Genomic DNA, 25,535 nt, shown 5'->3' on the forward strand with positions numbered 1-25,535 from the left:
CTAGTTCTCCTCTAAGCTTAACTCATACAAGCCTCTCACTGCATTACAGCCGTAAACAGCTTCTGCTTGGGCTAAGTCTTTTAAAGTCAAGACTTTCTCTTCTACCTGTCCTGTTTCCAGCAAATGCTGACGATAAATTCCTGGCAAGATTCCAAGTCGGATAGGCGGTGTGTAGAGTGTCTCATCAATTTTCAGAACCAAATTTCCGATAGAGGTTTCAAGCAGTTCTCCTGACTTATTGTGGTAAATCTTCTCTTGTTCCCCTAGGTTCAAATGTGGTCTATGAGTCGTTTTAAAGTAGGTAAAAACTTGATTCAAATCCGTTTCTTGCATGCAAAGTTGAGCCTGACAGAAGCTAGGACTAAGAGGTGTTAAGATTTGACGACTGAGTTCTATTTCTCCAGACTTGCTGAGACTAATTCGCAAACGGTAATCTTGATTAGCTTCACAAGTCTGACACTCTACCTCTATCTTTTGTCTTAAGTCTTCTGCATAAAAAGGATAGGCAAAATATCGGCTCGCTTTTCTCAGTCTTTCCAGATGTTGTTCTTCAAACAGCAGTTGTTTTTGGCTAATTTTTCCAGTTGTAATCAGTTGGAAGCAAGCTTGTTTACGATAAAGAACTGCCGCCTTTTGATGAACCTCGCGGTATTCAGATTCCCAAGTGCTATCCCAAGTAATGCCACCACCCACTCCATAGATGGCTTTCCCTTGATGCAGTTGAATGGTCCGAATGGCAACATTAAAAATCCGTCGTCCATTTGGAAGCAAGAGACCAATCGTTCCACAGTAGACTCCACGCGGTTGGGGCTCCAAGTCCTTAATGATTTCCATAGTCGCAATTTTGGGTGCACCCGTTATGGAACCACATGGAAAGAGTGAGCGGAAAATTTCAACAAGGTACACATCCTCTCGCAACCGACTCTTGATAGTCGAAGTCATCTGCCAAACAGTTGAATACTGTTCCACTTGGCAGAGATGCTCCACATGCTCACTCCCCACCTCAGAAATACGATTCATATCATTGCGCAAGAGGTCCACAATCATCATGTTTTCAGAGCGATTTTTGGGGTCCTGTTCCAACCAACTGGCCTGCTCCAAGTCTTCTTGGTCAGTCATGCCACGCTGAGTCGTTCCCTTCATTGGTCGCGTTGTCAACTCGCGGTCATTTTGCTCAAAAAAGAGTTCTGGACTCATGGAAATCACTGCCATCTCATCGTGTTCCACATAGGCATTATAGCCTGCCTCCTGCTCTACCACCATGCGATTGTAGATGGCAAACGGATTAGCACTTAAATCTTGCTTGAGTTGAACGGTATAGTTGACCTGATAGGTATCTCCCTGCCGCAAATGATGGTGAATCTGAGCAATCGCCTTTTCATAATCCTCTGCAGACGTTACTTCCTGCCAATTTGAAGGCAAATCAACCTCATCATAAGTCAAAGGAATTGGAGAGGTCTCCACCTTATCGTGAACAGTAAAGTAAAGCAAATACTCGTCCAATAAAGGAGCCTTGTGAACTGCTAATTTCTCCTCAAAAGCAGGTGCAGCCTCGTAGCTGACATAGCCCACCACATAATAGCCTTGCTCTTGGAAACTTTCCACTTGTGCCAGCAAGGCTGTTACTTCTGTTAAATCTCTGGTTTTTAACTCTTTAATGGGCTGGGTAAAGATGTATCTCTCCCCCAAAGCCCTAAAATCAATCACTGTTTTTCTATGCATACCTTAAGTATAGCACAAAATAAGAAAACCCTCATCCGCAAAGCAGATGAGAGATTTCGATTATTTAAAGATTGAAGTTTTAAAGCTATTTGTTTGTTGAAGAAGTTTCTTGAATAATTTCTCTTTAAGTGATACAGTATTATCAAATTTAACTGATCCATTTTTAAGAGTAGCTTTATCTTTATCAACAGCAGTAGCAAATGCATTCTTCAAGTCATCGTAACTACTGTATGTAGTGCCGTCAATTGTAACTGGATTAAATCCTGCTTTCGCTTTATCAACAACTTCTTTGAAGTATTCTTTCTTCCAATCTTCTAGAGTATTAAATTTACCATCAGAAACTTTCTTAATGATAAAGTCATCACCTAGAGTAGCATGACCAGCCTGTTTAGACTCATTTTTCAGCATGTTAGAAGCGTAGTTTAAGAAGCCTTTTTCATATCCAAAGTAACCCCACATACGGAATGTGTTATGTTTGAATGACATAGAGCCTGGAGCTCCTTCACTTGTATTACCACCATAGATACCAGCAGTGATAGGCACCGTTACATAGGCAGAGCCAAATCCAGTTGGGTCATAAGTACCATTACCAGGACCGTGTTTGGTCATGAAGTTCTTATCTACTAGGTCGTTAACAGAAGTTAAGTTATATTCTTTTTCTTCTGCATTCAAATCACGAACCTCATCGTATTGGTTCTTCGTATTAGCGTTACGTAATTTCTTAGCAACTTTCTTGAACCAAGCGTTGTTTAGTTCTTTGCTACCTTTATCAAGAACGGCTTCTCCTTCAAGATAATCAAGAAGCATTAGAGTATCGTTGAAACCTTTCATGTAATGATCGATTTCAGCGCGAGATGTAAGGTCATTTGGATTTGTGTTATACCATTGATTTCCGTCATTTGGACGTTCGTATGCCATGTTTAATCCAAGTGCTTTGAAGTCACCGTTTGGACTTGTTTCAGCAGGTGATTGCAACATACCTTGTGCAAATGCTTCTAGGTCAGTACCTTCACGGTGTCTTGAACCACCTAAATAAACCATACGGTCATTTACGTGAGTCGTTTCGTGAGTGAAGGCTGAGATACCAAAGTCACTAATCATATCCGTCACCATAAAGAAGACTGAATCATCTTTATATGGATTACCGTAGATACGAGCTACAGCTCCCATACGCCAGTCAGTTGCGTGGTAACGACCTGTTGGTCCGTACAATTCACGGATAGGCGCTACATCCTTACCGCTATTCGTATGTCCGTATTTATCTGTGCTGATTCCTTTATAGTTTTGGTTATCTAACACAGGAGTTGGAACCATGTTATTGCTCTTAAGCAGCTGGTTGCGAACTTTATCCAATGATAGACGAGACCAGAAATCTAGGTAATTTTGTTGACCTTTAGCAACTTTATTGATTTCAGCTTTGAACGCTTCACGTTCGGCTTCAGTATTCTTACCGTATTTTTCAAATGAACTGTAAGCCATAGTGTTATATGTTGAGATTAAGAACATGTGGGCATCTTTTAAGTTTAATAGAGGAAGAATCATCTTACCGTGAACATCATTATTTAATCCTTCGTATGCTCTGTGTTTCTTATCAGCAAATTCAGGAGTTGTTGTTTTTGGTTCGACAATATATACATTATCTTTAGTAGCTTTTATGAACCAATCGTTTAAGTCTGTATCACTTGTGAATAGACGCATATTATAGTCTAAGAAACTGTTTAACTCGCCTATACCGATAACTCCACCGATCGTTTCGCGATAAGCTTCTAAAGTTCTATCACCTTTAATGTTACTTTCTTTAGAACCAACTTTAATCAAGAAGTCTAACACATTAACATTCTTACCATAGAAGTCAGGTTTGAATAGCATTAATTCTTTAATATTAAAGTCATCGAATTTAACTCCGTAGTAACGGTTGAGGTAAGACAAACCAAGAAGAACTGCGGCCTTATTGTCATCGATTTTCTTAATCAAGGCACGTTTTGCAGCTTCATCAGTGTTCAGTTGGTGATCTTCATTTTCTACTAACTTCGTAACGAATTTATTAAGATTATCTTTAACATACTTGAAGCTTTCTTCTAAGTACAAGTCCTTAATTGCATTGACTTTGTTGCCACCAGTTCTACCCAAGTGTTGGTAAATCGGGTCAGATTGCAATTCAACTGAACTTAATTTGCTTTCAATAGCACTGATTAAATCTGTACGATCTTTAACAACCATATTTGGTGTATAAACGACTTCACCCAATTCAGCCACGCTATATTCTTTCACTTGTTTCACTTTAGATTCTTTCGGTGAAATTGTAAAGATGTCTTTTGTCTTATCTGCGTAGTGAACCATAATATGGTCGGCATCTGTAAGGTCTGTGACAAAGTCATTGCCTTTCATAGCAGTTACAGACAATACTTCTTTAGTCATTAGTGGACTATCAGCAGCTAATTTATTTCCTTGATTTACAATCCATTCTTTGTTGTAGAACGGTTGAAGTTTTTCAACATTACGATAAGCAAGTTCACGGTCTGCATTGTAATCTTGAGTATCTTTGTAAGTGTCAGATTTTGGTTTAACATTATTTAATGTATCTGAAACAAGAGGATTGATAACATAATCATTAGCCGTAATTCCTAATGTTGCAATTTTCTTATCTGCTTCTTCTTGAGATACTTCTTTAATTCTGTTAGAAACAGAGAATCTAAATGAACGTTTACCTGTACTTACATCTTTAACTATAAAGTTACGTTCTAATGCATTGTTTGAGAAGTAACCATCCTCTGCTTCTATATCTCTAGATCCATAGAAAACTTCTCCGTTGTCTACTTTCATCATAGAAACAGAATCGGCAACTTTACCCCATGCCCAGTTTTTACTGATGAATCCACCTGTTTCAACAGGTTCTTTCACGTTAATAGTTCCTTTAGTAACAGCGTTACGAACAGCTCCATATTTACCAATTCCATTAGGATCAGAACCATTATCTGTTCTAGCTACAAGACCACCGATACGAGCTTTATTAGCTACCATATTAGCGTCTACATAAGCTTTATCTATATTACCTTTCCAAAGTTCTCCGGCAATACCACCGAAGTCCCAACCTCTGCTACCAACACCAGTAAGATTACCGATGAATGCAACGTTTGTTAATTGAGCTCCAGTATCTCCTTTATTAATAATACCTGCGATTCCATCTCTACCGAGGATACTACCAGTTACTTTAATATTTTCAACCGTAGCATTCTTAACAGTTCTAGCAAGTGCAGAAATATTATCAACCCAAGGCATGTTAATATCAACATTAGCCAAGTTAACATCTTTAACAGAACCACCTTCAATACCACCAAATAGTTGACGTGTCATATTGTGGATTGAATAACGTTGTCCCTCAACACTTGATAACTTACCTTTAAATGTACCAGGAACATACTCTTTATTTGGAGTTGGTACATTAGCTGCATTTAGATCTGCACCAAGTTTGAACTCACCGCTAGGGTTAGCTTTCATATCTTTTACAAGCTCATTGAAGTTGTAGTAAACATTACCTTCTTTTGCTTTTTGTTTTTCAAAGTAATGAACATACTCTTCGCTCAGTGTGTTGTCAGCATTCCGTTGAACTAAGTCTGGTGCTTTGGCAGTGACCTTATACAGGGTCTTGCCATCAACTGTGACTTCTTCAATCTTGTCAACAGCAAGTCGTGTAACCTTGTTGTCGTGAGTGGTCACTCGTAGATAAAGTGGGGCAACATCAGCTGGTTTTTCTGTAAGCAAACTAGTATCTGTTTCATTACCGTCAGCGACCACACTCATCAAGCTTGTTTCTTTGATATTTTTGATTTCAACTTTTTTGAGGTCAATTCTTAGAGGTTCTTCATTCAGAACTACTTCCTCATCGCCTTCACCACGGTCATAAACCATCTTAGTTTCAATCTTATAATCTTTGTAGTATTGCAAATCTGTCAGGCTAGCTGTTAAGTTGTCAGGTGAAACATTCAATGTTTTCACAATCTCATCACCTTTTTTCAAAGTTAAGGTGATAGATTTAATGGCCGCCTTGCTTGGATTTTCTAGACTGTATTTAACATCTGAAGTACGTTTCAAATCCTTAGGTTCAACTGCAGTGAGGGTCAATACTGGTTTTTCAAAGGTCTTGGTACCACGTTTCAAAATTCGGTCTTGAGGTGCCTCAAGGATTTCCTCTGTAACTTTTGGAGCGTCCTCTGTTTTAACTCCTTTGATGGTGTTAAAGGTCTTGGTGATTTTTTTCTGACCTTCTTTACCTTCTTGAGCTACAACTTCTAAGCCTTTTTTCAGTTGAGCATCTTCTTCAACTTTTTCCTTAAATGGAATCTTTTCAATACTTTCTTCTACCAGAGTTCCTTCAATTGATTTTGTTCCACGACTTACCTGTTGACTTATAGGCTCCTTGGTCACTTCCGTACTAGTTGAAAGAACTTGGTCAGTTTTGACACCTTCTACCGTTTTATAGGTTGTTTTTGTAACTTGACTTCCTTTTTCACCATTTCGTAGGACAGTTTCTTCGTCTGTATACTTAGTTGGATCCTCAGTCGTTTCAGTTTTGTAGTCAATTTCTGTAGTTGATTCTTCAACAAGGGTTCCCTCAGTCACCTTATACTCAGGTAATTGATCTTGAACAAGTGCTTGACCTTCTTTACCTGCCTCTTGGGTTCCTTTAGACTCTACTATAGCTTCTGGTAGTTCCGGTTGTGTTAGAGCTTGACCTTCCTTACCTGCCTCTTGAGTTCCTTTAGACTCTACTATAGCTTCTGGTAGTTCCGGTTGCGTTAAGGCTTGTCCTTCCTTACCTACCTCTTGAGTTCCTTTAGACTCTACTATAGCTTCTGGTAGTTCCGGTTGTGTTAGAGCTTGTCCTTCCTTACCTGCCTCTTGAGTTCCTTTAGACTCTACTATAGCTTCTGGTAGTTCCGGTTGCGTTAAGGCTTGTCCTTCCTTACCTACCTCTTGAGTTCCTTTAGACTCTACTTTAGCTTCTGGCAATTCTGGCTGTGTTAGTGCTTGACCTTCTTTGCCTGCCTCTTGGGTTCCTTTAGACTCTACGGTAGCTTCTGGCAATTCTGGCTGTGTTAGTGCTTGACCTTCTTTGCCTGCCTCTTGGGTTCCTTTAGCTACTTGGTGGCTTGGTTCAGTTTGTGGTACTGGAGTTGGGGCAGGTTGCACCTCTTTCTTAGTTCCGACTGCAATGACTTGCGACACAGGATTTTGAACCACTTGGTCTTCAATGACTTCTCTAACTTCTTGACCATTGACCATCGATACTTTAGTTACAAGACGACGCTGACCCTTTACTCCTGCTGTGACGATACGAGTCTTTCCTTCTGCTAGATTCGCATCTGGACTTGTGACCGTTTCAAAAGGAATCTCCACCAAGCTCTCTTCCTGTCTAACCTGAGGCTTCTCAGAAACTGGTTTTTCTTCAACAGCAGGAGCAACTGGAGTCTCTACTACAGGTTTTTCGATGACAGTTTCTGGAGTGACAGCAGGTCTTTCTTGAACGACTTCTGTTTTCTCGATTTCTTTTGAACTTTGCTTTTCGACTGGCAACTGAGGCTTCTCAGAAACTGGTCTTGATGGATGGAGTTCTGCTTCCTTGAAGTAGCCAATGTATTCATAGCCATCAATATGAATAATCCCTTCAGCTAAACCTTCATGTGTAGTAGCCGAAATAGTTTGGTTATAAGAAAGCAATTCTTTATTTTCAAATGCAAATGTCCCGTAAGGCACAAACGTGCTAGCTCCTAAAGAACCAATCAAGAGAACACCTAGAACCTCTTTGCGACCTTTTTTGGACACCAAAAAGACTGCTAGAGAAGCCGTTGCCAAGCCAAGACCTGCCAAAGCTAGTTCCTTACTTCCTGTATAAGGAAGTTGTTGACTGTTAGTTGCCTTCTTACGATAAACTACATATAGAATATCATCATCTTGAAATTCTGTAGGAACCTCATGGTGAATCAGGGCTTTTTCAGACTCGGTCAATTCCTGCTCCGCCAAATAACGGTAATGAACACTATGAGCACTGCCAACTTCATTGGCTTGAACCTTATCTACTGAAAGAGTACTAGCACCAAAAAGGAAAGCACCGATTGCTACAGGACCTACCCCAACAGTTAACTTACGAATTGAATATTTTGTGATTTTTTCTAGTTGTTGTTTTGTTTTTCTCATTTTCACGACTTTCTAATAGAATCTTGTGGATAATACGCACGCGCACCTCCAATTAATTTTGGACGGCTAGCAAGAGCCGTTACATGGGCATGCCCAATTTCTCTCAAAAGAGGACGAATCGGAACCTGAACATGCTTGACATGCATGCCAATCGCAGTGTCTCCGATATCCAATCCAGCATTAGCCTTGATAAATTCAACCTCAACTGGATCTTGCATAAACTTGAAGGCTGCCAACTGACCTGAACCTCCTGCATGAAGGGTAGGAAGGACACTGACCATTTCCAGACCAAACTGCTCTGCCACCTGACGTTCAACAACGAGAGCCCGATTGACATGTTCACAACCTTGAACGGCTAGATGAATCCCTTTTTCCTCTAGGATATCTAGGATGGTCTTCACAATGATTTCCCCAATTTCTTGGCTGGATTCCTTGCCAATCTGACCACCTATTACTTCACTAGAAGAAAGGCCTAAAACAAAGATGGATCCTTGCTTCAAATTGGCCTTTTCCAAAACATCTTCTACAATCTGACTTGTTTCTCTTTGAATGTCTTTTTCCTTCATACTTGATACCTCTTTTGTCATTATCTATCATATCGTTTTTTCTTGTTTTTAGCAAGATAGACAACTTGAAAACCTTACTCCAACCTGCATAAAACTCCCAGAATTGACTGGGAGTTAGCTAATTTCTATTCTATTTATGTATATTTCCACTTTCGTCCCTTTTTGGGGTGTAGAATCGATCTTCATCTGGTAATGTTCTCCAAAATGAAGTTTGAGTCGCTGGTTAACATTTTGAAGACCAACTCCCCCACGTTTGAGTTGACTTTGACTATTATCAACAGCAGCCTGGAAGCCAACTCCATCATCCTCAATGCGGATGACCAATCCTGCATCCTGTCTCTGGACAGAGACCCTAATATGACCCTGACCTTCCTTCTCCTTGATGCCATGGTAAAGAGCATTCTCTACAAGGGGTTGTAGGACCAGCTTAGGCAAGACTAACTTATCAAAGGCAGGGTTTTCATCAATCTCATATTCCAGCTTATCTTCATAACGTTGTTTCTGGATAAAGAGGTACTGGCGGACATGATTGATTTCGTCAGACAGGCAAATCAAATCCTTACCTTGATTGAGCGCCAAGCGGAAATAGGTCGCCAAGGACTTGGTCACCTGCACCACACGCTGACTATCCTGAAATTCAGCCATCCAGATGATGGTGTCCAGAGTGTTATAGAGGAAATGCGGATTAATCTGGCTAGATAGGGCTTGAAGTTGGTACTGACGGGTCGTTTCTTCCTGCCTGCGAACATCAGCCATCAGTTGATCAATCTGATTCAACATAGCATTGAACTGGCGAGTCACCTCTCTCAGTTCATAAGCACCCGCTTCCTTAGCACGCAGATTTTGAGCACCTGATGCAATTTCCAGCATGGTTTCTCTCAAGTCATTCATAGGAGCAATCCAGCGTTTAAGACTAAGCCACACCAAACAGAGACAGGCAAGAAGAGATATAACACTAGCCCCAAGCAAGGTCCACATGAGTTGACTCCTAACCTGATTTAACTTCTCCAGTGAAGACACGCCAAGCACCGTCCAATCAGTTCCTGCAATCTTTTCCTGACTGACGTAGGATTTGTGGTCCAAAGTGTAACCCTGCCCTGTCTCAATGTAGGGTTTCATGGCCTCCATTTCACTAGCTGAACTATAAACTGTGCGTTTAGGATGGTAAACAAATTCATGGTTTTCATTGATGATAAAGGCGAAGCCCTGCTGACCCAACTGGAGTTGGTTTAGATAGGCTTCCAGAGTTTCGTAGGAAATATCCAAACGAAGCACGCCCAGATTGGCTCCCTTTGCATCAACAAGTTCTTGAGTTACAGAAATAACCCACTGACTATCTGATTGACGAGCTGGAGTCAAAACAGGCATGGCTCCCTGATGAATGGCCTTTTGGTACCAATCCTCAGCCATCATATCAGAGGAAGTTTTCATCTGCAAACTGTCATCTGTAGAAATGACCTGACCAGATTTGGTTACCAGGACAACAGTTTTCAAGTCCTGATCTGCCTTTAAGATGGTCAAAAACAGATTTCGGATTCCCTTTACCTTGTCTTTAGTGGGATTCTCAGCATAGGCTAGGACATCCTCCTGCTGGGTCAAACTGGTCGAGGTGGTTTCTAATTTTTTGATATAAGACTGGATAAAATGGCTAGTCTGACTGATAGTCGTTTGGCTATTGCCTTCAATTGTGGTCTCAATGGCTGAAGAACTCGATTGATAGTAGAAAGTCCCAACCAGAGCTAGTAGAATGAGAAAGACCAGAAAGATGGAAATAACCATTCTGACTAGGAGAGAGGAACGCCTCATCGATCTTCTCCCTTCTTAAACTGACGCGGAGTCACACCTGCAATCTGTTTAAAACGTTGGGTAAAGTAATTTATATCTTCAAAACCAACCTTTTCAGCTATCTCGTAAATCTTCAGATCTGTAGTTAAAAGCAAGAGCTTGGCTTGTTTGACACGTTCTCGCACCAGGTAATCCTGAAAAGGCAGACCCAACTCTTTCTTAATCAAGGAGCTCAGATAAGTCGGACTAAAGCCCAAGTCACTGGCCAAAGACTTCAAACTAAACTGACTGTCACCCAGATGGGACTGGATTTTCTGAGCCAGGTTTCCTTCAAACTTATCGGTCAGTAAATCTTGTAACTGTTCTTCTTTCTCTTCCTTATCCAATTTTTGCTTGATTTTCCCCAACATTTCCTCAATATCCTGACGAGAAAAGGGTTTGAGCAGATAGTCATCTACACCTAGCTTGACAGCAGACAAGGCATAATCAAAATCATCGTAACCTGTCAAAAAAACTAGGTGAACCTGAGGATAGGTTTCTCGGACCAGACTGGCCAACTGGATGCCATTTAGCTGAGGCATGTTGATATCGGTTAAAATGATATCTGGCACCTGTTTTTGAATCAAGTTCCAAGCCTGCCTTCCATTTTCAGCCTGACCGATGATTTCCATATCGTAAGCTGCTACATTAACCAGCTTGGTCAAGCCTTGCCTTACCAGATATTCATCTTCTACGATTAAGATTGTGTAGGTCATGCTCCGCTCCTTTACCACTTACTAGTATCAGTATAGCAAAATTCTCCTCTAACTGCTTAGGAAAGCCCTCTTAATCGACATAATCTAGTAAATAAGCATAGCCTTTTTCTTCCATTTGGCCTTTGGGTATAAAGCGGATAGAGAGACTATTAATACAGTAGCGCAAGCCACCCTTGTCCTGTGGGCCGTCCGTAAAGACATGGCCAAGGTGGGAATCTCCAACTCGGCTTCTCACTTCCATACGTGTCATATTGTAGGACTTATCTTCTTTGTAAGTAGCAACATCTGGGCTGATGGGTTGGGTGAAACTAGGCCATCCGCAACCAGACTCAAACTTATCCTTTGATGAAAAGAGAGGTTCACCAGTTGCTACATCCACATAGATACCAGATTCAAATTTATCCCAGTAGCGGTTTGAGAAAGCCCGTTCTGTTTGATTTTTCTGGGTAACTGCATACTCCTCAGGTGACAGGGTCTTTTTCAATTCTTCATCACTTGGTTTGGGATATTTGCTGGCATCAATGACAGGATAAGCCGCCTGATTGACATTGATATGGCAGTAGCCATTTGGATTTTTCTTGAGATAGTCTTGGTGATAGTCCTCAGCCACCACAAAATTCTTCAAGGCCTCCTTTTCAACTGCTAGAGGTTGATCGTATTTCTTCGCTACCTCATCAAAGACCTGGTTAATCACCTCTAAATCCTTGTCATCTGTGTAATAAACACCAGTACGGTACTGGGTTCCCACATCATTTCCTTGTTTATTTTTGCTGGTTGGATTGATAATGCGGAAATAATGAAGCAGGATTTCCTTGAGGGAAATTTGCTTGGCATCATAGGTAACATGGACAGTCTCCGCATGACCTGTTTGGTTAATCAATTCGTACTTGGTTGTTTCCCCTCTACCATTTGCATAGCCTGATACGGCATCTGTCACACCGGAAACGCGTGAGAAGTATTCCTCCACTCCCCAGAAACATCCTCCAGCTAGATAAATTTCATGCAAATCTGCATCTTTACTCACTTCTGTTTTTTTCACTGTTTTTCCTCCTTGGCTGACTGCCGCTTTCTCAATTTGCGAGCTATCTGTCCGCCCTGCATTTCGCATCAATAGAAAATAGAAACCGGTTATGGCTAGGAAAAAGATTCCTGCCAAGACAAACAATTTTACTTTATCATTCATGACCTTTCTCTACCCCATTTCTTTCAATGTTTTTAAAATCATATCCTTATCCATAAAACCAGGTTGCGTTTTGACTAGCTTACCTTCCTTGTCTATAAAGGCTTGAGTTGGATAAGAACGAACACCATAAGTTTCCAAAAGTTTACCTGATGGGTCAATTAGAACTGGGAAATTTTTATAATCCAAGCCCTTGTACCAGTTCTTAAAGTCTGATTCTGCTTGTTCCCCCTTATGTCCAGGAGACACCACTGTCAAGACCACATAGTCGTCTCCAGCATCTTTAGCAATTTCATCCGTGTCAGGAAGACTAGCTAGACAGATGGAACACCAAGAAGCCCAGAATTTGAGATAGACTTTCTTGCCCTTGTAATCAGACAAGCGATATGTCTTGCCGTCTACTCCCGTTAGTTCAAAATCAGCAACCGCCTGACCTTTAGTCGCAGTTTGCGCACTGACTTGTTCTGTTTTTGTTTGCTCCTTCATGGTAGATTCGTCTGACATATTTTTAGCCGAACAGGCTGCCAAGCAACAAATTGAGCCTACTCCAAGGAGACATGTTTGCCATTTTTTCATTTCTTATTCCTCTCTATTCAAATAATCTTGTTAAAATAGAAGCATTTCCCAAAAGCACCAAGATTCCCATCACGATAATGAGGAAACCACCTACTTTTTTGAGGGTTCCAAGGTAGGGATGAAGTTTTCGGAAATGTTTCAAAACATAGCTGGAGGCAAGAGCTAGAACCAAGAATGGTAGTGCCAAACCCAGCGTGTAAACCAACATGAGACCAGCTCCCTGCCAAGCACCTGAGCCACCTGAAGCCGCCAAGGCTAAAACAGAGCCCAGAACCGGTCCCACACATGGCGTCCAAGCAAAACTAAAGGTCAAGCCCAGTAAAAATGCCTGACTATATTCCTTACCCTTTTGCCCTTGTCTATTTAATTGTAACCTTCTTTCCTTGTAAAGTCCTTTCAAATGTAAGACTTCCATCTGGTGCAAGCCCAAGAGAATGATAACCGCACCCGTCACATACTGAAACCAAGAAGCATACAGCAAATTGCCTAAAAAACCAGCACCATATCCCAGTAAGATAAAGATAAAAGAAATACCCGCTATAAAGGCCAGAGTTCGCAATAAACTAACAACTGAGATTGAATATTTTCCACTAGAAGCCTGAGCACCATCTTTGTCATCCAACAAGACCCCTGCATAAACCGGTAACAAGGGTAAAATACAAGGAGAAAAGAAGGAAAGAATTCCAGCAAGAAAAACACTGATAAAAAAGATTATATTATCCATTGCCTTCCTCCATTCTTTGATTTGATAGGACTATTATAGCCCCAAAACTCCAGAAAAAATAGGGAAAATGATAGGGAAAAATAGGAATTTAATCAGGTTATACTTCAAATAAATCAAAAAAACATGAGTAAAAGGGTAAGCTATCTTAGTTTTTTGAGCCAACATTTAGTAAATTAAAAAACAGATTCTTCCATCTATCGCGGAAAAATCTGTCATTGATTTACTGATTTACAAAAACTCCAACCACGGTTTACGAACCTTATCTTTGCTGGTTCCTCTGTATTTTTTAGTTCTAAGAACCCCATTTTAACCATTATTGGTAATAGTCTTACAACAAGGCCTCAAACTCAGCAACGGTCATTCCCAATTGCTGGCTGGCAACCTCAGGTGTTAGAAGACCTTGGCGAACTAGATTTACTAAACCTACTTTTAACCCCTCTTTGATTCCCTCTGCACGGCCACGTTCTAAGCCTTTTTCTTCAGCTTGCTCCAAGGCATAGTCATGAGCCAATAATGCTTGTTCTTCTCGCATACGTAGTTGACTAAACATTTTCCTGTCCTCCTCGGACCAGCTCTTGTAGTCCAGCAGTTGGTCTGCTTGGCTGATGGCTCGCTCAGGTTGTTGGGTAAAGGGCTTGTTCCCAAAAAACTCCAACCACGGCTTGCGAACCTTGTCTTTGCTGGTTTCTCTGTATTTTTTTAATTCCAAGAATGCCATCTTGACCAGATGGTTTTCTTGACCGTTATTTGTTATGGTTAAGACCTCACCTGTCGTGTCCTCTCGCATACTAAAGCTATGAAAAGCTTGATCATCTTGAAAGTAGTTACTATCTACAATTGCGATAGCGTATACTGGTGCGATGTGTTTATAACTCTGGTGAGTATTGCCTTCTTGCTGGCGAATTTTTTCAAGATTTTGATTGACCTGACTACACAGGTAAGCCCACAGGCGATTGATGAAAAAATTCTGATGATGCACCTGAATCTCAATAATTACTTGTGTCCCATTGTCCAACTCCGCTAAGACGTCTATACTGGTATAGAAATCCTGCGCCGAGTACGACAGGGTAGGCAAGACATGAATATTGCTTCCCTCCAAAATCGTTACAGTTTTTGCAGGTAAATCCAACATATCGCGAATAAATTGACAAGTGATTTCTGGATTGCTAAAAATCTTCTTAGCAACCAAATCGTTGGTCGGGCTGATGCCCGGATGTCTGAGAATCATTCTTTCTCTCCTTTCATTATAGCACATTTTTTAATCTAGGATTACTAGATTCACTGACTCTATCTATTTATTTATTCGGAAAAGAAAGGATAAATGAAATAGTAAATAAAAAAATAAGAACAGCGGATAAGCAATAAATGTTAAGCTTATCTATCCTTCTTACTTATCTGATAATAAATAAGATCCGCAAGATAGCCTTTTCTCTCTACACCATTAACAATCGTTTGTAGATAGGACATTCCAGCCTTTTCCATGACACGACCTGAAGCTGGGTTGAGACTGGCATATCGAGCTTTGACTTTTTGAAAGCCTACTTGAGTAAAACAAAAGTCCAAGACAGCTTTTAAGGCCTCTGTCATAAGACCACGACCCCAATAGTTTTTTCCTAAAACATAGCCAATTTCACAAGAAGAATCGTTCTCATCTATTGCAACGATGCTGATATCTCCTATCACTTGTTCTGGGTTCTCTTTGAGACAAATGGCCCATTTGTAATAGTTAGGATTGGTATAGGAGGCAACCCAATTTCGAATGGAGTTTCGAGTAATTTCGACATCAGGATGGGGATCCCAGGTAACATAGGTCAGATTCTCAGCGGATGAAGCCCAATTTTGAAACATGGCTTCTGCATCACTCTCCACAAATCTTCTTAAAATCAAACGTTCTGTTTGTAATATTTGTGTACCGATAGATTTCACGATACTACCTCACTTTCTGATAGATGATTCTCTGTCCAATCTCCATTGAAATTTGTTTTACTTTTTAATTTCAAGGTAATAAGCTAAAAAGGCCCACTGGACCTTCTCTCACTTTCTTATTTCAAGGTGAGAGGCTGAAAACCTCCACTGGAGGTTATTCTTGCTTTTGAATTTCAAGATAATAAGCTAAAAAGGTCCCCCGGACCTTCTTCGCTTTCTTATTTATAGGCTCAGGGTAAAAAGACTAAACTCAGTAATAACTAAAAAACAAGTTTTTCATCTAGTTCCTTGACGCAGTCGCTGTCTGGTTTGAAATGCGCTCTAGCAAGCTTTTTCAAACCTAGTCATCGTTGCGGGGGTGAGACGACGAAATCGAACTCTGTGAGTTACCGATTTCTGTCTCACTCCCAAAAGTCATCAAATACGGTGATTGGTAGGTGGCGTTTGTGTTGACCTTTGTGCCACCAGTTTTCGATTCTTGCTTGGGCTTCTGGGCTGATTGTTTTGCCTTCTAGGTAGTCGTCAATCTCTTCATAAGTGACTCCGAGGGCTACTTCGTCAGCTAGGCCTGGTTTGTCTTCTTCCAGGTCTGCCGTTGGGATTTTTTCATAAAGGGCTGGGTCTGCACCAAGTTCCTGTAAGAGTTGTTTTCCTTGGCGTTTATTGAGGCGATAAAGAGGGAGAATATCCGCACCACCGTCACCAAACTTGGTAAAGAAACCTGTGATATTTTCCGCAGCATGGTCTGTTCCAATAACCGCTCCGCTATGGGCACCAGCAAGGGCATACTGAGCAATCATACGGCAACGAGCCTTGATATTGCCCTTGTTGAAGTCAGAAACAGGGCTTCCTGTCGCTTCAACTGCTGCTGTCATGGCATCAGCTGATTCCTTGATATTAACGACTAAACTGATATCTGGCTGGATGAAGGCTAGGGCTTTTTGAGCATCTGCTTCATCAGCTTGCACTCCGTATGGCAGGCGGACAGCGATAAATTTGTAGCTGTCATCGCCCGTTTCTGCTCGCAGTTCTTCCATAGCTAGTTGGGCTAAACGTCCTGCTAAGGTTGAGTCTTGTCCTCCAGAAATTCCTAGTACAAAAGTTTTTAGGAAGGGGTGTTTTTTCAGATATCTTTTTAAAAAATCAATGGAACGACGGATTTCTTCCTTGGCATCAATCACAGGTTTGACACCCAATTCTTGGATAATCGTTTCTTGCAAACTCATTCTTCTTCTCCTTCACCAAGGGCTTCCTTGCGCATCTTGTCAATCAAGTCCATCTTGTCTTGCCATACATCACGCGCCAAATCCACTGGATAATGTTGCGGATTCAGCACACGCTTGTACTCATCCCAAAGCTTGTCAAATTCCTTACGAGCATAAGCCTGAATCTCAGTCAAGCTAGGCAGGTTGTAAATCAATTTTCCGTCTTTGAAGATATCCACTAAGAGAGGAACAGCGTCAAAATTACGAACCGTCTTCTTGATGTATGTATAAGTCGGATGGAACATCTTGATTTCTGTCATGTCACTCACATCCACACCGTCATAAGTGATGTAGTCACCTTCTGACTTGCCTTTTTCACGACTGGTAATGCGCCACACCTGCTTCTTACCTGGCGTAGACACTTTTTCGGCATTATTAGACAGCTTGATTGTATTGCGTATGTTCCCATTTTCATCTTCGATGGCAACAATCTTATAAACTGCCCCAAGAGCGGGCTGGTCATAAGCTGTAATCAGCTTGGTTCCCACACCCCAGACATCAATCTTGGCCTTTTGCATCTTAAGGTTGAGGATGGTATTTTCGTCCAAATCATTAGAAGCATAAATCTTAGCCTCTGTAAATCCAGCCTCGTCCAATTGCTGACGGACTTTCTTGGAAATGTAGGCGATATCCCCAGAGTCAATCCGCACACCCATAAAGTTAATCTGATCACCCAGCTCACGCGCCACCTGAATGGCAGCTGGTACCCCAATGCGAAGGGTATCATAGGTATCCACAAGAAAGACGCAATTTTTATGGGTCGCAGCATAAGCCTTGAAAGCTTCATAGTCATTTCCATAAACCTGAACCAAAGCATGGGCATGGGTTCCCAAAACAGGAATGTCAAAGAGTTTACCAGCGCGCACGTTGCTGGTTCCATTGGCTCCACCAATCACCGCTGCGCGTGTTCCCCAGATAGCCGCATCCATTTCTTGAGCCCGACGTGTCCCAAACTCCATCAAGGGTTCATCTTCGATGACCGAACGAATACGAGCTGCCTTAGTCGCCACCAAGGTCTGGTAGTTGACGATGTTCAAAAGAGCCGTTTCGACCAACTGACATTGGGCTAGAGGACCTTCCACCTGCACAATCGGTTCATTGGCAAAAACCAAATCCCCTTCTTGGGCAGAACGAACGGTCAACTCCAACTGGAAATTGCGAAGGTAATCCAAGAATGCTCCATGATAGCCTAGAGACTCCAAATAGGCAATATCACTATCTGAAAAACGCAAGTCTTCAAGATAATTCACAATTCTTTCCAAACCTGCAAAAACCGCATAGCCATTCTTAAAAGGCTGTTGGCGGAAATAAACCTCAAAGACCGCCTTTTTATTGTGAATTCCTTGGTCAAAGTAAACCTGCATCATGTTAATCTGGTACAAGTCCGTGTGCAATGTCAAACTATCATCTGGATACATACTTTTCCTACTTCCTTAGCTAGAAACCCATGAAAATTTTCAAGAACTTTCATGTATTCCAATAAATTAGTACTATTATATCACATTTTATCTGGATTGAGAAAAGAGTAACAAGCTATTCTCCACTCTCCAGTTCATCCATGTCTTGCTCAAATTTTTTCTGAGCCCATTCGCCATAGCTCTTAAGACCAAGATTGCCAATAAAGACCCAGGGAAGATAAATAACATAAGTAATTGCCCAAGCAGATAGGTATTTAACGTTCAAAGGATTGTGCTGATAAACTTCTATGTTGAATTGATAATTCTGTAACATCAAAAGAGCCGTAATAGCCAAGGTTAAGAAAAAACAACCCAAAATCGTAAAATGAAAACGACTATAGTAGGTTACTCCCAGATAACGGGCACGATTGAAAAAGAAGAAAATTCCTACTATCAGAGTATACACTAGAAAATTCGGATTAAAAAGAGATGGAGATAACACTGCTACTAAATAGCTTAGAAGTACAAGCCCAATAAAGAGTGAAAAAGACTCTGCCCCAGCTTTATTGATTAGTTGTTCTTCTCTTTCGTCAAGTAATTGATAATGAATGAATTTATTTACCATCTTCTTCCTCCCAAAATAGTTGGTCTAGGGTTTTTCCTAAACATCTGCAAATAGACTGGCAAAGCGAGAGACTGGGATTGTATTTTCCCGCCTCTATCAAACCAATAGTCTGGCGCGTCACCCCCACAGCCTCTGCCAGTTGACCTTGAGTTAAATCAAGCTCTACACGAGCTAATTTCAATTTTAAATTTTTAGCCACCTGCGTCCTCCTTATAGTTTTAATACTCATCTACTCTTAAAAAATCCAAAACCAACACAAGCTGTCAGCTATTTATTATAACCTCATTAATTAGCACTCCAATATTATCTTCAGCCTAAAATCAGTATGTTGGATTGTTTGAAATAAACTTCCTAGTTTGCTATTTGATTTTTTGTTTAGTATTAGCTTTAGTAGGGTCTTTTAAACGAGTTTTGATTGCTTATATTTCTTATTTAGTTGATTTCATATCACTATTATATAATGCTTTTGGAAATGAGTCTAGCATAAGACAAAAACGTGTACACAACAAGAGCAGGAGCATACCAAGATGACTGATTTTTTGCTGGATTTTAAGTCTGTAAAATAATACTAAATGAAACTAAAATGAATACTTCTTGCTTTTCTTGAGAGTGAAAAAGTACAATAAAATGATTGTAGTGATTACCACAAGATACTGACTAATAGACATCGTATTTGAAGCAACAAATACAGGTAAGGAATAAAAAGGAAGAAGTTCAATTGCTTTGATAAACAAATCATTACTAGTATTCATCATAATCGTATTTAATATATTAGGGACAAAGAGTAGTAAAGCTACTAAAATACCAAATACCAAGCCACTTTTCAATTTGTATAAATAGAAAATGTAAGATAATAGAAAATAAAATAGGACTAATAAAATTGTATTGACTACAATGACTGCTATAAAATCTAATCCTAAATCACCTGAAACACCCAATTTACTTACGATGACTAGTAGCACAATGCCATTCAAAGCATAAATAATGGAAACTGAGATGGCATATAGAAAATTAGACAAGACATAAATCATCCGATTTTTCTGTTGATTATAAAACAAACTTACCGTATTGTGGGAAAAATCTCTACTAATGACTCGGTTAGCATGTATAACAGCCATTAACATACCGAGCATAGCATAAAAGTTTGAAATATGCTTAATACCAAGCGATGTCCCTTGAGTATTTAGAATAAAGAATGTAACCAATATCGGCGGTATAAACGAGATAAGCAAACCGAGATATATTACGCCTGATGAATATAAATCTCTTATATTTTCCTTAAGAAAATTCAATTTATTTAATTTCATGATTATAACCTTCCTTTATTTTGAACGATTTAGATAAATATCTTTAAGCGTTTCTTTTTTAGTTTCAAAATCAACTACTTTAATAGAGTTTTCGTTAAAAAATTTAAAAAACTCACTACTTTGAATATTCCCAGACATAGTAATTCTCAGTCCCTCTTCCTGAACAATATCCCCAAATTCTTGTTTGGTAATGAAAATGTCTCTATCTGTAGCTGATGAAAAAGCTATCTCAAACAAGCAATTATGACTATCTTTTCCTACTTTTTGAAATGTCAAAAGCCCGTTCTCCAAGAAAAGAACCCTCTCACAAATTTCTTCAATATCTTCTAATTTATGACTCGATATTAAAATTCCAACATTTTCATGTAAAGCTAAATTTTTTAGAACCGCTAAAACTATTTGTGATGATTCAATATCTAAACCATTAGTCGGTTCATCTAAAATCAATATATCAGGTTCCGTAACAAGAGTTAGAAGCAAAGCTAATTTTTGTTTTGTACCCAAAGAATAGGTCTTTACTTTTTTATTAATAGACTGAGTCAAATCTAACTCTTGGATCAAACTTCCAAATCTTTCTTGATTGTAGTCAACACCATATAAGTTTGACAAATATTTTAAATTCTCTAAACCTGTTTTAGATAAAAATAATTTTGGTTCTTCGATTAAATACCCAACATTATCACTACTTATAATATTCCCTGAAGTCGGTTGATTATTCTGAACAAGAATTTTCATCAACGTACTCTTACCAACTCCGTTTCTCCCTACTAGACCAACAATTTCACCCTTGTTAAGTGCGAAATTTATATCTTTGAGAATGGTTGAATGACCATAATGCTTACTTACATTTATAACTTCCATTTTTTATTCCTCCATTAATATTCTTGGTTTTCTCTTTGATTCTCATTAATTTTAAAAAGTTGCGCCTCTTTTTAACAACATTATATCATATATCTAACTTAATGCAATATATAAATGTCATTTTGTAAAATTTTATTAACAAAAAACTCTCTACCATAAAAAATAGAGAGTGTTAAGTTTAAATATAGGGTTTCAAAATATCGACGACATCACTTCTTTTCTTAACCTGATAAGACTTGATTCCCAATTTCTCAGCTGCAATTGTATTGTCCTCAATATCACCTAGAAAGACACAATGTGTAGGATTTAACTGGTATTTATCGAGAATCTACTTCATACTTATGTCAAGCCCCCCTCTTTGATTTATGCTTTCATATTCTCCTTACAAATCCTTTTGGTAATAATATCTTTGCCCAATGTAGGGATAGTCTTGTAACCTAAAGACTTCCTTGTAGCCATGCCTTTTATAAAAATCAGGAGCTTGAAACTGGTAGGTATTGACAAAAGCAAAACGACAGTTTCGATTCTTAGCTTCAGTTTCTGCTTGCTGCAATAGCTTTGAACCGATTCCTTGCCTTCTCAGTTCCTCTTTTACAAATAAATACTCGATTTCTAGCCAATTTCCAAAAGTCTCTGCTATCAAACCTGCCAGGAGATTGCCCTTTTCATCTTCGACATAAAGATTAAGTGGCTCACTTTCAGCCTCTTCTCTTTTGGAACGATTATAAGCACGAATCAGATTCCCAATTTCTTGCGCCTTCTGGGAATCCTCATTTTCCAATTTAAAGTACATCTAAACCTCCTCAAACATTGTTACAGCTTGATTATAGTCCTATTTCAATAGACTGTCAAACTAGAAAACTCACCAACCTGAGTTGATGAGTCCTTAATCTATTTTCTAAATTTCCACTGGCTGTAAATCCCAAAACCGATAATCCAGATAGCTGATCCAATTGCTCCTACAAATGTAGACTCTTGTAAAAAGAGGGTTACAAAGACAAAGGCAAAGAAGAGCATGGTTAAAGGATTTAGGAAACGATAATGGGGCATAAGATAGCCATCTGCCATAAAGTCTGGTGACTTGCGGTATTTAAGGTGAGCCACCATAATCAAGATATAAATGGCGATATAGACACCTGATGATGATGCCGTAATCAAGGCAAAGGCATCCGAAACTCCTGGCAAGACGTTGATAAATGCTGCTAGGGCAATCAAAACCGCTGAAGCAATGATGGCATTTTGTGGCACGTTATGACGAGAAAGCGTATCTGCCTTAATAGCCTTTAAGAATGAATTGGGCGAATCATGGGCAATCTGATACAAATGACGTCCTGTTGAATAAAGGGTTGAGTTAAGAGCAGATGCTGCTGACGTCAAAACGACGAAGTTAATTAAGGCCGCTGCCCACTTGATACCTGCCAATTCAAATACTGTTACAAAAGGAGAATCAGCCGATGCAAGCTCACGCCATGGAATGATAGCCATGATAGCTAAGAGGGCACCACCATAGAAAAAGGCGATACGCAAAGGAATTTCCTTAACAGCTTTTGGCAAGACCTGACGTGGATTTTTGGTTTCAGAAGTTGTTACTCCAATAAACTCAATCATTAGATAAGCAAAGAAAACCATCTGAAAGGCCATGACAAAGTTCACTCCACCATTTGGGAAGAGGGAGAAATTGTCGGCGATATTGGCCAAACTTGCTACTCCATGTGGTGTCTTAAAGCCTGTCAAGACCATAAAGACTCCTGTGGCAATCATAGCTAAAATAGCCACAATCTTGACCATAGCAAACCAAAACTCAACTTCCCCAAAGAGCTTAACTGCAATCAGATTGACCAAGGCTAGAATGGTCAAAAATCCAATCTCAATCATCCAACTTGGCCAGCTAGGGAACCAAAACTGAACGTAGTGAGAGATAGCTGTGATTTCCGCCATACCGATAAAGACAACGGATAGCCAGTAAGACCAAACTGAGAAATAACCCCAGCCCTTACCCAAATGACGCGTGATAAAGTTGATAAAGGTATGTTGCTCAGGATCTTGATAAAGCATTTCCCCAACCGCACGCATCATGAGGAACATAAAGGCTCCAGTAATCATATAAATCAGTACAATGGAAGGACCTGTTAGGCTGATAGAGCGACCTGCTCCCAAAAAGAGTCCTGTTCCAATTGTTCCCGCAATGGCCATAACCTGCACGTGACGATTGGTCAGACCACGCTCCATCTTATTTTTTTTCTTCTTTGAACTCATATCGTCTCCAATTCAATTTAAAATGGAAAAAGGAGTGAGTGAAGCGCACAGCCTCCCCACTCCTTTTTTGTTTTTAGGCTGTTTTTTCAACCTTTAAGATTTTTACATCATAGCTACCAACAGGTGTTTCAATGGTTGCTGTATCACCTGTTTTCTTGCCAATCAAAGCTTGTCCAATTGGGCTTTCATTCGACACTTTACCTGCAAAGGCATCCGCACCGGCTGAACCTACGATAATATAAACTTCTTCCTCATCCTCACCAATTTCTTGGATAGTGACTGTTTTACCAATCGCTACTTCGTCTTGAGCAACTGAGTCACTATTGACGATTTCAGCATAACGGATTTTTGTTTCCAAGCTAGAGATTTGTCCTTCGACAAAGGCTTGTTCATCCTTAGCCGCTTCGTATTCACTGTTTTCAGAAAGGTCACCGTATGAACGGGCAATCTTAATGCGTTCTACCACTTCTGGGCGGCGGACCAATTTCAATTCTTCTAATTCTTTTTCAAGTTTTTCCTTTTCCGCAAGGGTCATAGGATATGTTTTTTCTGCCATTTTTCTCAACTTTCTTCTGATGATATTTTCTAACTAAAATTATGTGAAGCATCATATAATTTTAGTTTGTTTGGTTTAATTTGCTGTTGACATGTTCAGCGACATTACGATCATGCTCCTCCTGAGTAGCAGCATAATAGACCTTACCATCTGTAACATTAGCTACAAAGTATAAGTTATCACTCTTAGTCTGATTAATACTTGCCTCGATGGCATCTAAGCTTGGACTATCTACTGGACCTGGCATCAAACCAGCTTTCGTATAAACATTATACGGTGAATTAATTGTCGTATCAATTCCAGCATCATCAGCAAGACTAATCTTCTGACCAAGTTTTCCTTGGGCATACAAGATGGCAATATTGCTTTGAAGTGGCATACCAAGATTCAAGCGATTGTAGAATACACCTGCAATCAACTTACGGTCTTCCGTCTTAGCTCCTTCTTTTTCGACAAGAGAAGCAATGGTCAGCAATTCATTGACCGTCAAATTCTTAGACTTAATCGTACTGTAATGAGGTGCTAAAGTCTTGTCCATAGCTGCCAACATCTCATCAATCAAGCTTTCAATAGTTGTGCTTTCCTTGATAGAGTATGTAGCTGGGAAGAGGAATCCTTCCAAACGGTAACGAACGCCACTTTCCTTTGTAGGCAAGCTTTCAAGTAGACTAGGATATTTGGCAACTTCTTGACTAATAAAGTTGTCATCTTGCACTTTAGCCAAGAAAGCTTCCGCTGTCAAAGGCTCTTTGAATTCACCTTGCAATTGACCTACCGCTTGTGCCATTTGATCAATCGTATAACCTTCTGGAATTGTTAAATTCGCAAGCGCAGGTTCTTGAGCTTCAGCTGTTCCACCTTTTTGCAATTCATGGATGATATCTTCTGTACTCATACTCTTTTGCAAATTGTAATAGCCAGACTTCAAATCTGAATAATTTTTATATTTCGCATAAAAAGCAAAAATCACTCCGTGTTTAATCAAACCAGACTTTTCAAGAGTTGAACCAATTGTTTGAACATTGGCTCCTTCTGGGATTTGCACTGTCACATATTGTTTAGATGAAGCATCCACAGGCTGTAAAGATGACTGAACATACTGATAACCGAAGTAAGCACCTGCTGAAATCAAACCTAAGAAAATGAGTAGAGAAATGAAGAAGGCCTTAAATCCTGATTTTTTCTTCTTGGTTGACTTAACCGTCTCACGATGGCTACGACGTGGAGTTGCAGGCATTTCTTCTACAACTTTCTTTTCCACTACTGGTTTTGAAGTAGGAACTTCTCTTTTTACCTCTCTCTGAGCTTCTGTCTTATAAGAAACAGCTACCCTCGTTGGGATTTCATTAAATTCCTTTTCTACTTTTCTAGGACTAACAGGTCCTGGAGTTGGTCTTGATACTCCCTCCGCTGATGGAGTAGAAGGGCCTTCTTGACTCGGGTGACTAGGAGCAAGTGGAGCTTGTCTTACAGCCTCTTCTGCGGGAGAAGAAGGCACATCTTGACTTGGATGACTTGGAACACCAGGATTTTCTCTTTGAATCTCATCTGATGAAGAAGCCGGTACATCTTGACTTGGGTGAGTAGGCACGGTAGGAGCTTTTCTCATAATCTCCTCTACAGCTGATAGAGAATCTTCCATTATCTCTTCTATCGACTGGTCATTTTTAGAAGAAAATTGGGGTTTTATTGAAGCTAAATCAACTTCTTCCTGATCTTCTTCATGTTTTTTAACTCGTTCTAAATCTCGTAAAATCTGCTCTTTAAAGCTTAATTTTTCTTCTTCTCTTGACTTTTCACTCAAAAGTTTTTCCTCCTCGTTGACAATCCATAATATTA

20 protein-coding genes are annotated in these 25,535 nt (G+C 39.9%); all 20 read right to left on the reverse strand.

Annotated elements, in window-relative coordinates; all coding sequences use genetic code 11:
- On the reverse strand, window positions 1–1,722 hold the full coding sequence (gene pabB / locus CYK16_RS00335) for an aminodeoxychorismate synthase component I (protein WP_101776471.1): 1,722 nt from the start codon (window positions 1,720–1,722) through the stop codon (window positions 1–3).
- Between the two features lie 60 nt (window positions 1,723–1,782).
- Window positions 1,783–7,917 (reverse strand): ZmpA/ZmpB/ZmpC family metallo-endopeptidase, encoded by a 6,135-nt coding sequence (locus CYK16_RS00340; protein ID WP_101776472.1) that lies wholly within the window; start codon window positions 7,915–7,917, stop codon window positions 1,783–1,785.
- A gap of 2 nt (window positions 7,918–7,919) precedes the next feature.
- Window positions 7,920–8,483: a TIGR01440 family protein gene (locus CYK16_RS00345; RefSeq protein WP_180948723.1), complete on the reverse strand. Its 564-nt coding sequence runs from the start codon at window positions 8,481–8,483 to the stop codon at window positions 7,920–7,922.
- A 114-nt stretch (window positions 8,484–8,597) separates the two neighbouring features.
- Window positions 8,598–10,289: a cache domain-containing sensor histidine kinase gene (locus tag CYK16_RS00350; RefSeq protein WP_060806273.1), complete on the reverse strand. Its 1,692-nt coding sequence runs from the start codon at window positions 10,287–10,289 to the stop codon at window positions 8,598–8,600.
- A complete protein-coding gene (locus tag CYK16_RS00355; protein ID WP_060806274.1) occupies window positions 10,286–11,023 on the reverse strand; it encodes a response regulator transcription factor in 738 nt (245 codons plus the stop codon). The genes CYK16_RS00350 and CYK16_RS00355 overlap by 4 nt, the downstream gene beginning before the upstream one ends.
- Before the next feature lie 70 nt (window positions 11,024–11,093).
- A complete protein-coding gene (gene msrB / locus CYK16_RS00360) occupies window positions 11,094–12,206 on the reverse strand; it encodes a peptide-methionine (R)-S-oxide reductase MsrB (protein WP_060806275.1) in 1,113 nt (370 codons plus the stop codon).
- A gap of 9 nt (window positions 12,207–12,215) precedes the next feature.
- Window positions 12,216–12,779 (reverse strand): redoxin family protein, encoded by a 564-nt coding sequence (locus CYK16_RS00365; RefSeq protein WP_000759260.1) that lies wholly within the window; start codon window positions 12,777–12,779, stop codon window positions 12,216–12,218.
- Between the two features lie 13 nt (window positions 12,780–12,792).
- A complete protein-coding gene (ccdA2, locus tag CYK16_RS00370) occupies window positions 12,793–13,503 on the reverse strand; it encodes a thiol-disulfide oxidoreductase-associated membrane protein CcdA2 (protein WP_000368752.1) in 711 nt (236 codons plus the stop codon).
- 328 nt (window positions 13,504–13,831) lie between these two features.
- Window positions 13,832–14,731, reverse strand: a complete 900-nt coding sequence (locus CYK16_RS00375) for an Rpn family recombination-promoting nuclease/putative transposase (protein ID WP_000603352.1) — start codon at window positions 14,729–14,731, stop codon at window positions 13,832–13,834.
- A 146-nt stretch (window positions 14,732–14,877) separates the two neighbouring features.
- Window positions 14,878–15,429 (reverse strand): GNAT family N-acetyltransferase, encoded by a 552-nt coding sequence (locus CYK16_RS00380; RefSeq protein WP_000835664.1) that lies wholly within the window; start codon window positions 15,427–15,429, stop codon window positions 14,878–14,880.
- Between the two features lie 401 nt (window positions 15,430–15,830).
- A complete protein-coding gene (gene nadE, locus CYK16_RS00385) occupies window positions 15,831–16,655 on the reverse strand; it encodes an ammonia-dependent NAD(+) synthetase (RefSeq protein ID WP_023943212.1) in 825 nt (274 codons plus the stop codon).
- Entirely contained in the window at window positions 16,652–18,112 is a 1,461-nt protein-coding gene (locus CYK16_RS00390) for a nicotinate phosphoribosyltransferase (protein ID WP_023943214.1), read from the reverse strand. The genes nadE and CYK16_RS00390 overlap by 4 nt, the downstream gene beginning before the upstream one ends.
- A 115-nt stretch (window positions 18,113–18,227) precedes the next feature.
- A complete protein-coding gene (locus CYK16_RS00395) occupies window positions 18,228–18,716 on the reverse strand; it encodes a DUF6773 family protein (protein ID WP_023943216.1) in 489 nt (162 codons plus the stop codon).
- Window positions 18,706–18,915: a helix-turn-helix transcriptional regulator gene (locus CYK16_RS00400; protein ID WP_001107500.1), complete on the reverse strand. Its 210-nt coding sequence runs from the start codon at window positions 18,913–18,915 to the stop codon at window positions 18,706–18,708. Before CYK16_RS00400 ends, CYK16_RS00395 begins: the two co-directional genes overlap by 11 nt.
- Before the next feature lie 379 nt (window positions 18,916–19,294).
- Window positions 19,295–20,023: an ABC transporter permease gene (locus tag CYK16_RS00405; protein WP_060806276.1), complete on the reverse strand. Its 729-nt coding sequence runs from the start codon at window positions 20,021–20,023 to the stop codon at window positions 19,295–19,297.
- 15 nt (window positions 20,024–20,038) lie between these two features.
- Window positions 20,039–20,884 (reverse strand): ABC transporter ATP-binding protein, encoded by an 846-nt coding sequence (locus CYK16_RS00410; RefSeq protein ID WP_081094113.1) that lies wholly within the window; start codon window positions 20,882–20,884, stop codon window positions 20,039–20,041.
- 382 nt (window positions 20,885–21,266) lie between these two features.
- Window positions 21,267–21,677: a GNAT family N-acetyltransferase gene (locus CYK16_RS00415; RefSeq protein WP_023943224.1), complete on the reverse strand. Its 411-nt coding sequence runs from the start codon at window positions 21,675–21,677 to the stop codon at window positions 21,267–21,269.
- A gap of 98 nt (window positions 21,678–21,775) precedes the next feature.
- A complete protein-coding gene (locus CYK16_RS00420; RefSeq protein WP_180948724.1) occupies window positions 21,776–23,140 on the reverse strand; it encodes an amino acid permease in 1,365 nt (454 codons plus the stop codon).
- Window positions 23,141–23,213: 73 nt separating this feature from the next.
- Window positions 23,214–23,696 (reverse strand): transcription elongation factor GreA, encoded by a 483-nt coding sequence (gene greA, locus CYK16_RS00425; RefSeq protein WP_000818750.1) that lies wholly within the window; start codon window positions 23,694–23,696, stop codon window positions 23,214–23,216.
- Window positions 23,697–23,757: 61 nt separating this feature from the next.
- On the reverse strand, window positions 23,758–25,500 hold the full coding sequence (gene mltG, locus CYK16_RS00430; RefSeq protein WP_101776474.1) for an endolytic transglycosylase MltG: 1,743 nt from the start codon (window positions 25,498–25,500) through the stop codon (window positions 23,758–23,760).
- Between the last annotated feature and the right edge of the window lie 35 nt (window positions 25,501–25,535).

It is taken from the genome of Streptococcus oralis subsp. dentisani, from assembly GCF_002860905.1.
In the GTDB taxonomy this organism is placed as follows: domain Bacteria; phylum Bacillota; class Bacilli; order Lactobacillales; family Streptococcaceae; genus Streptococcus; species Streptococcus oralis_BA.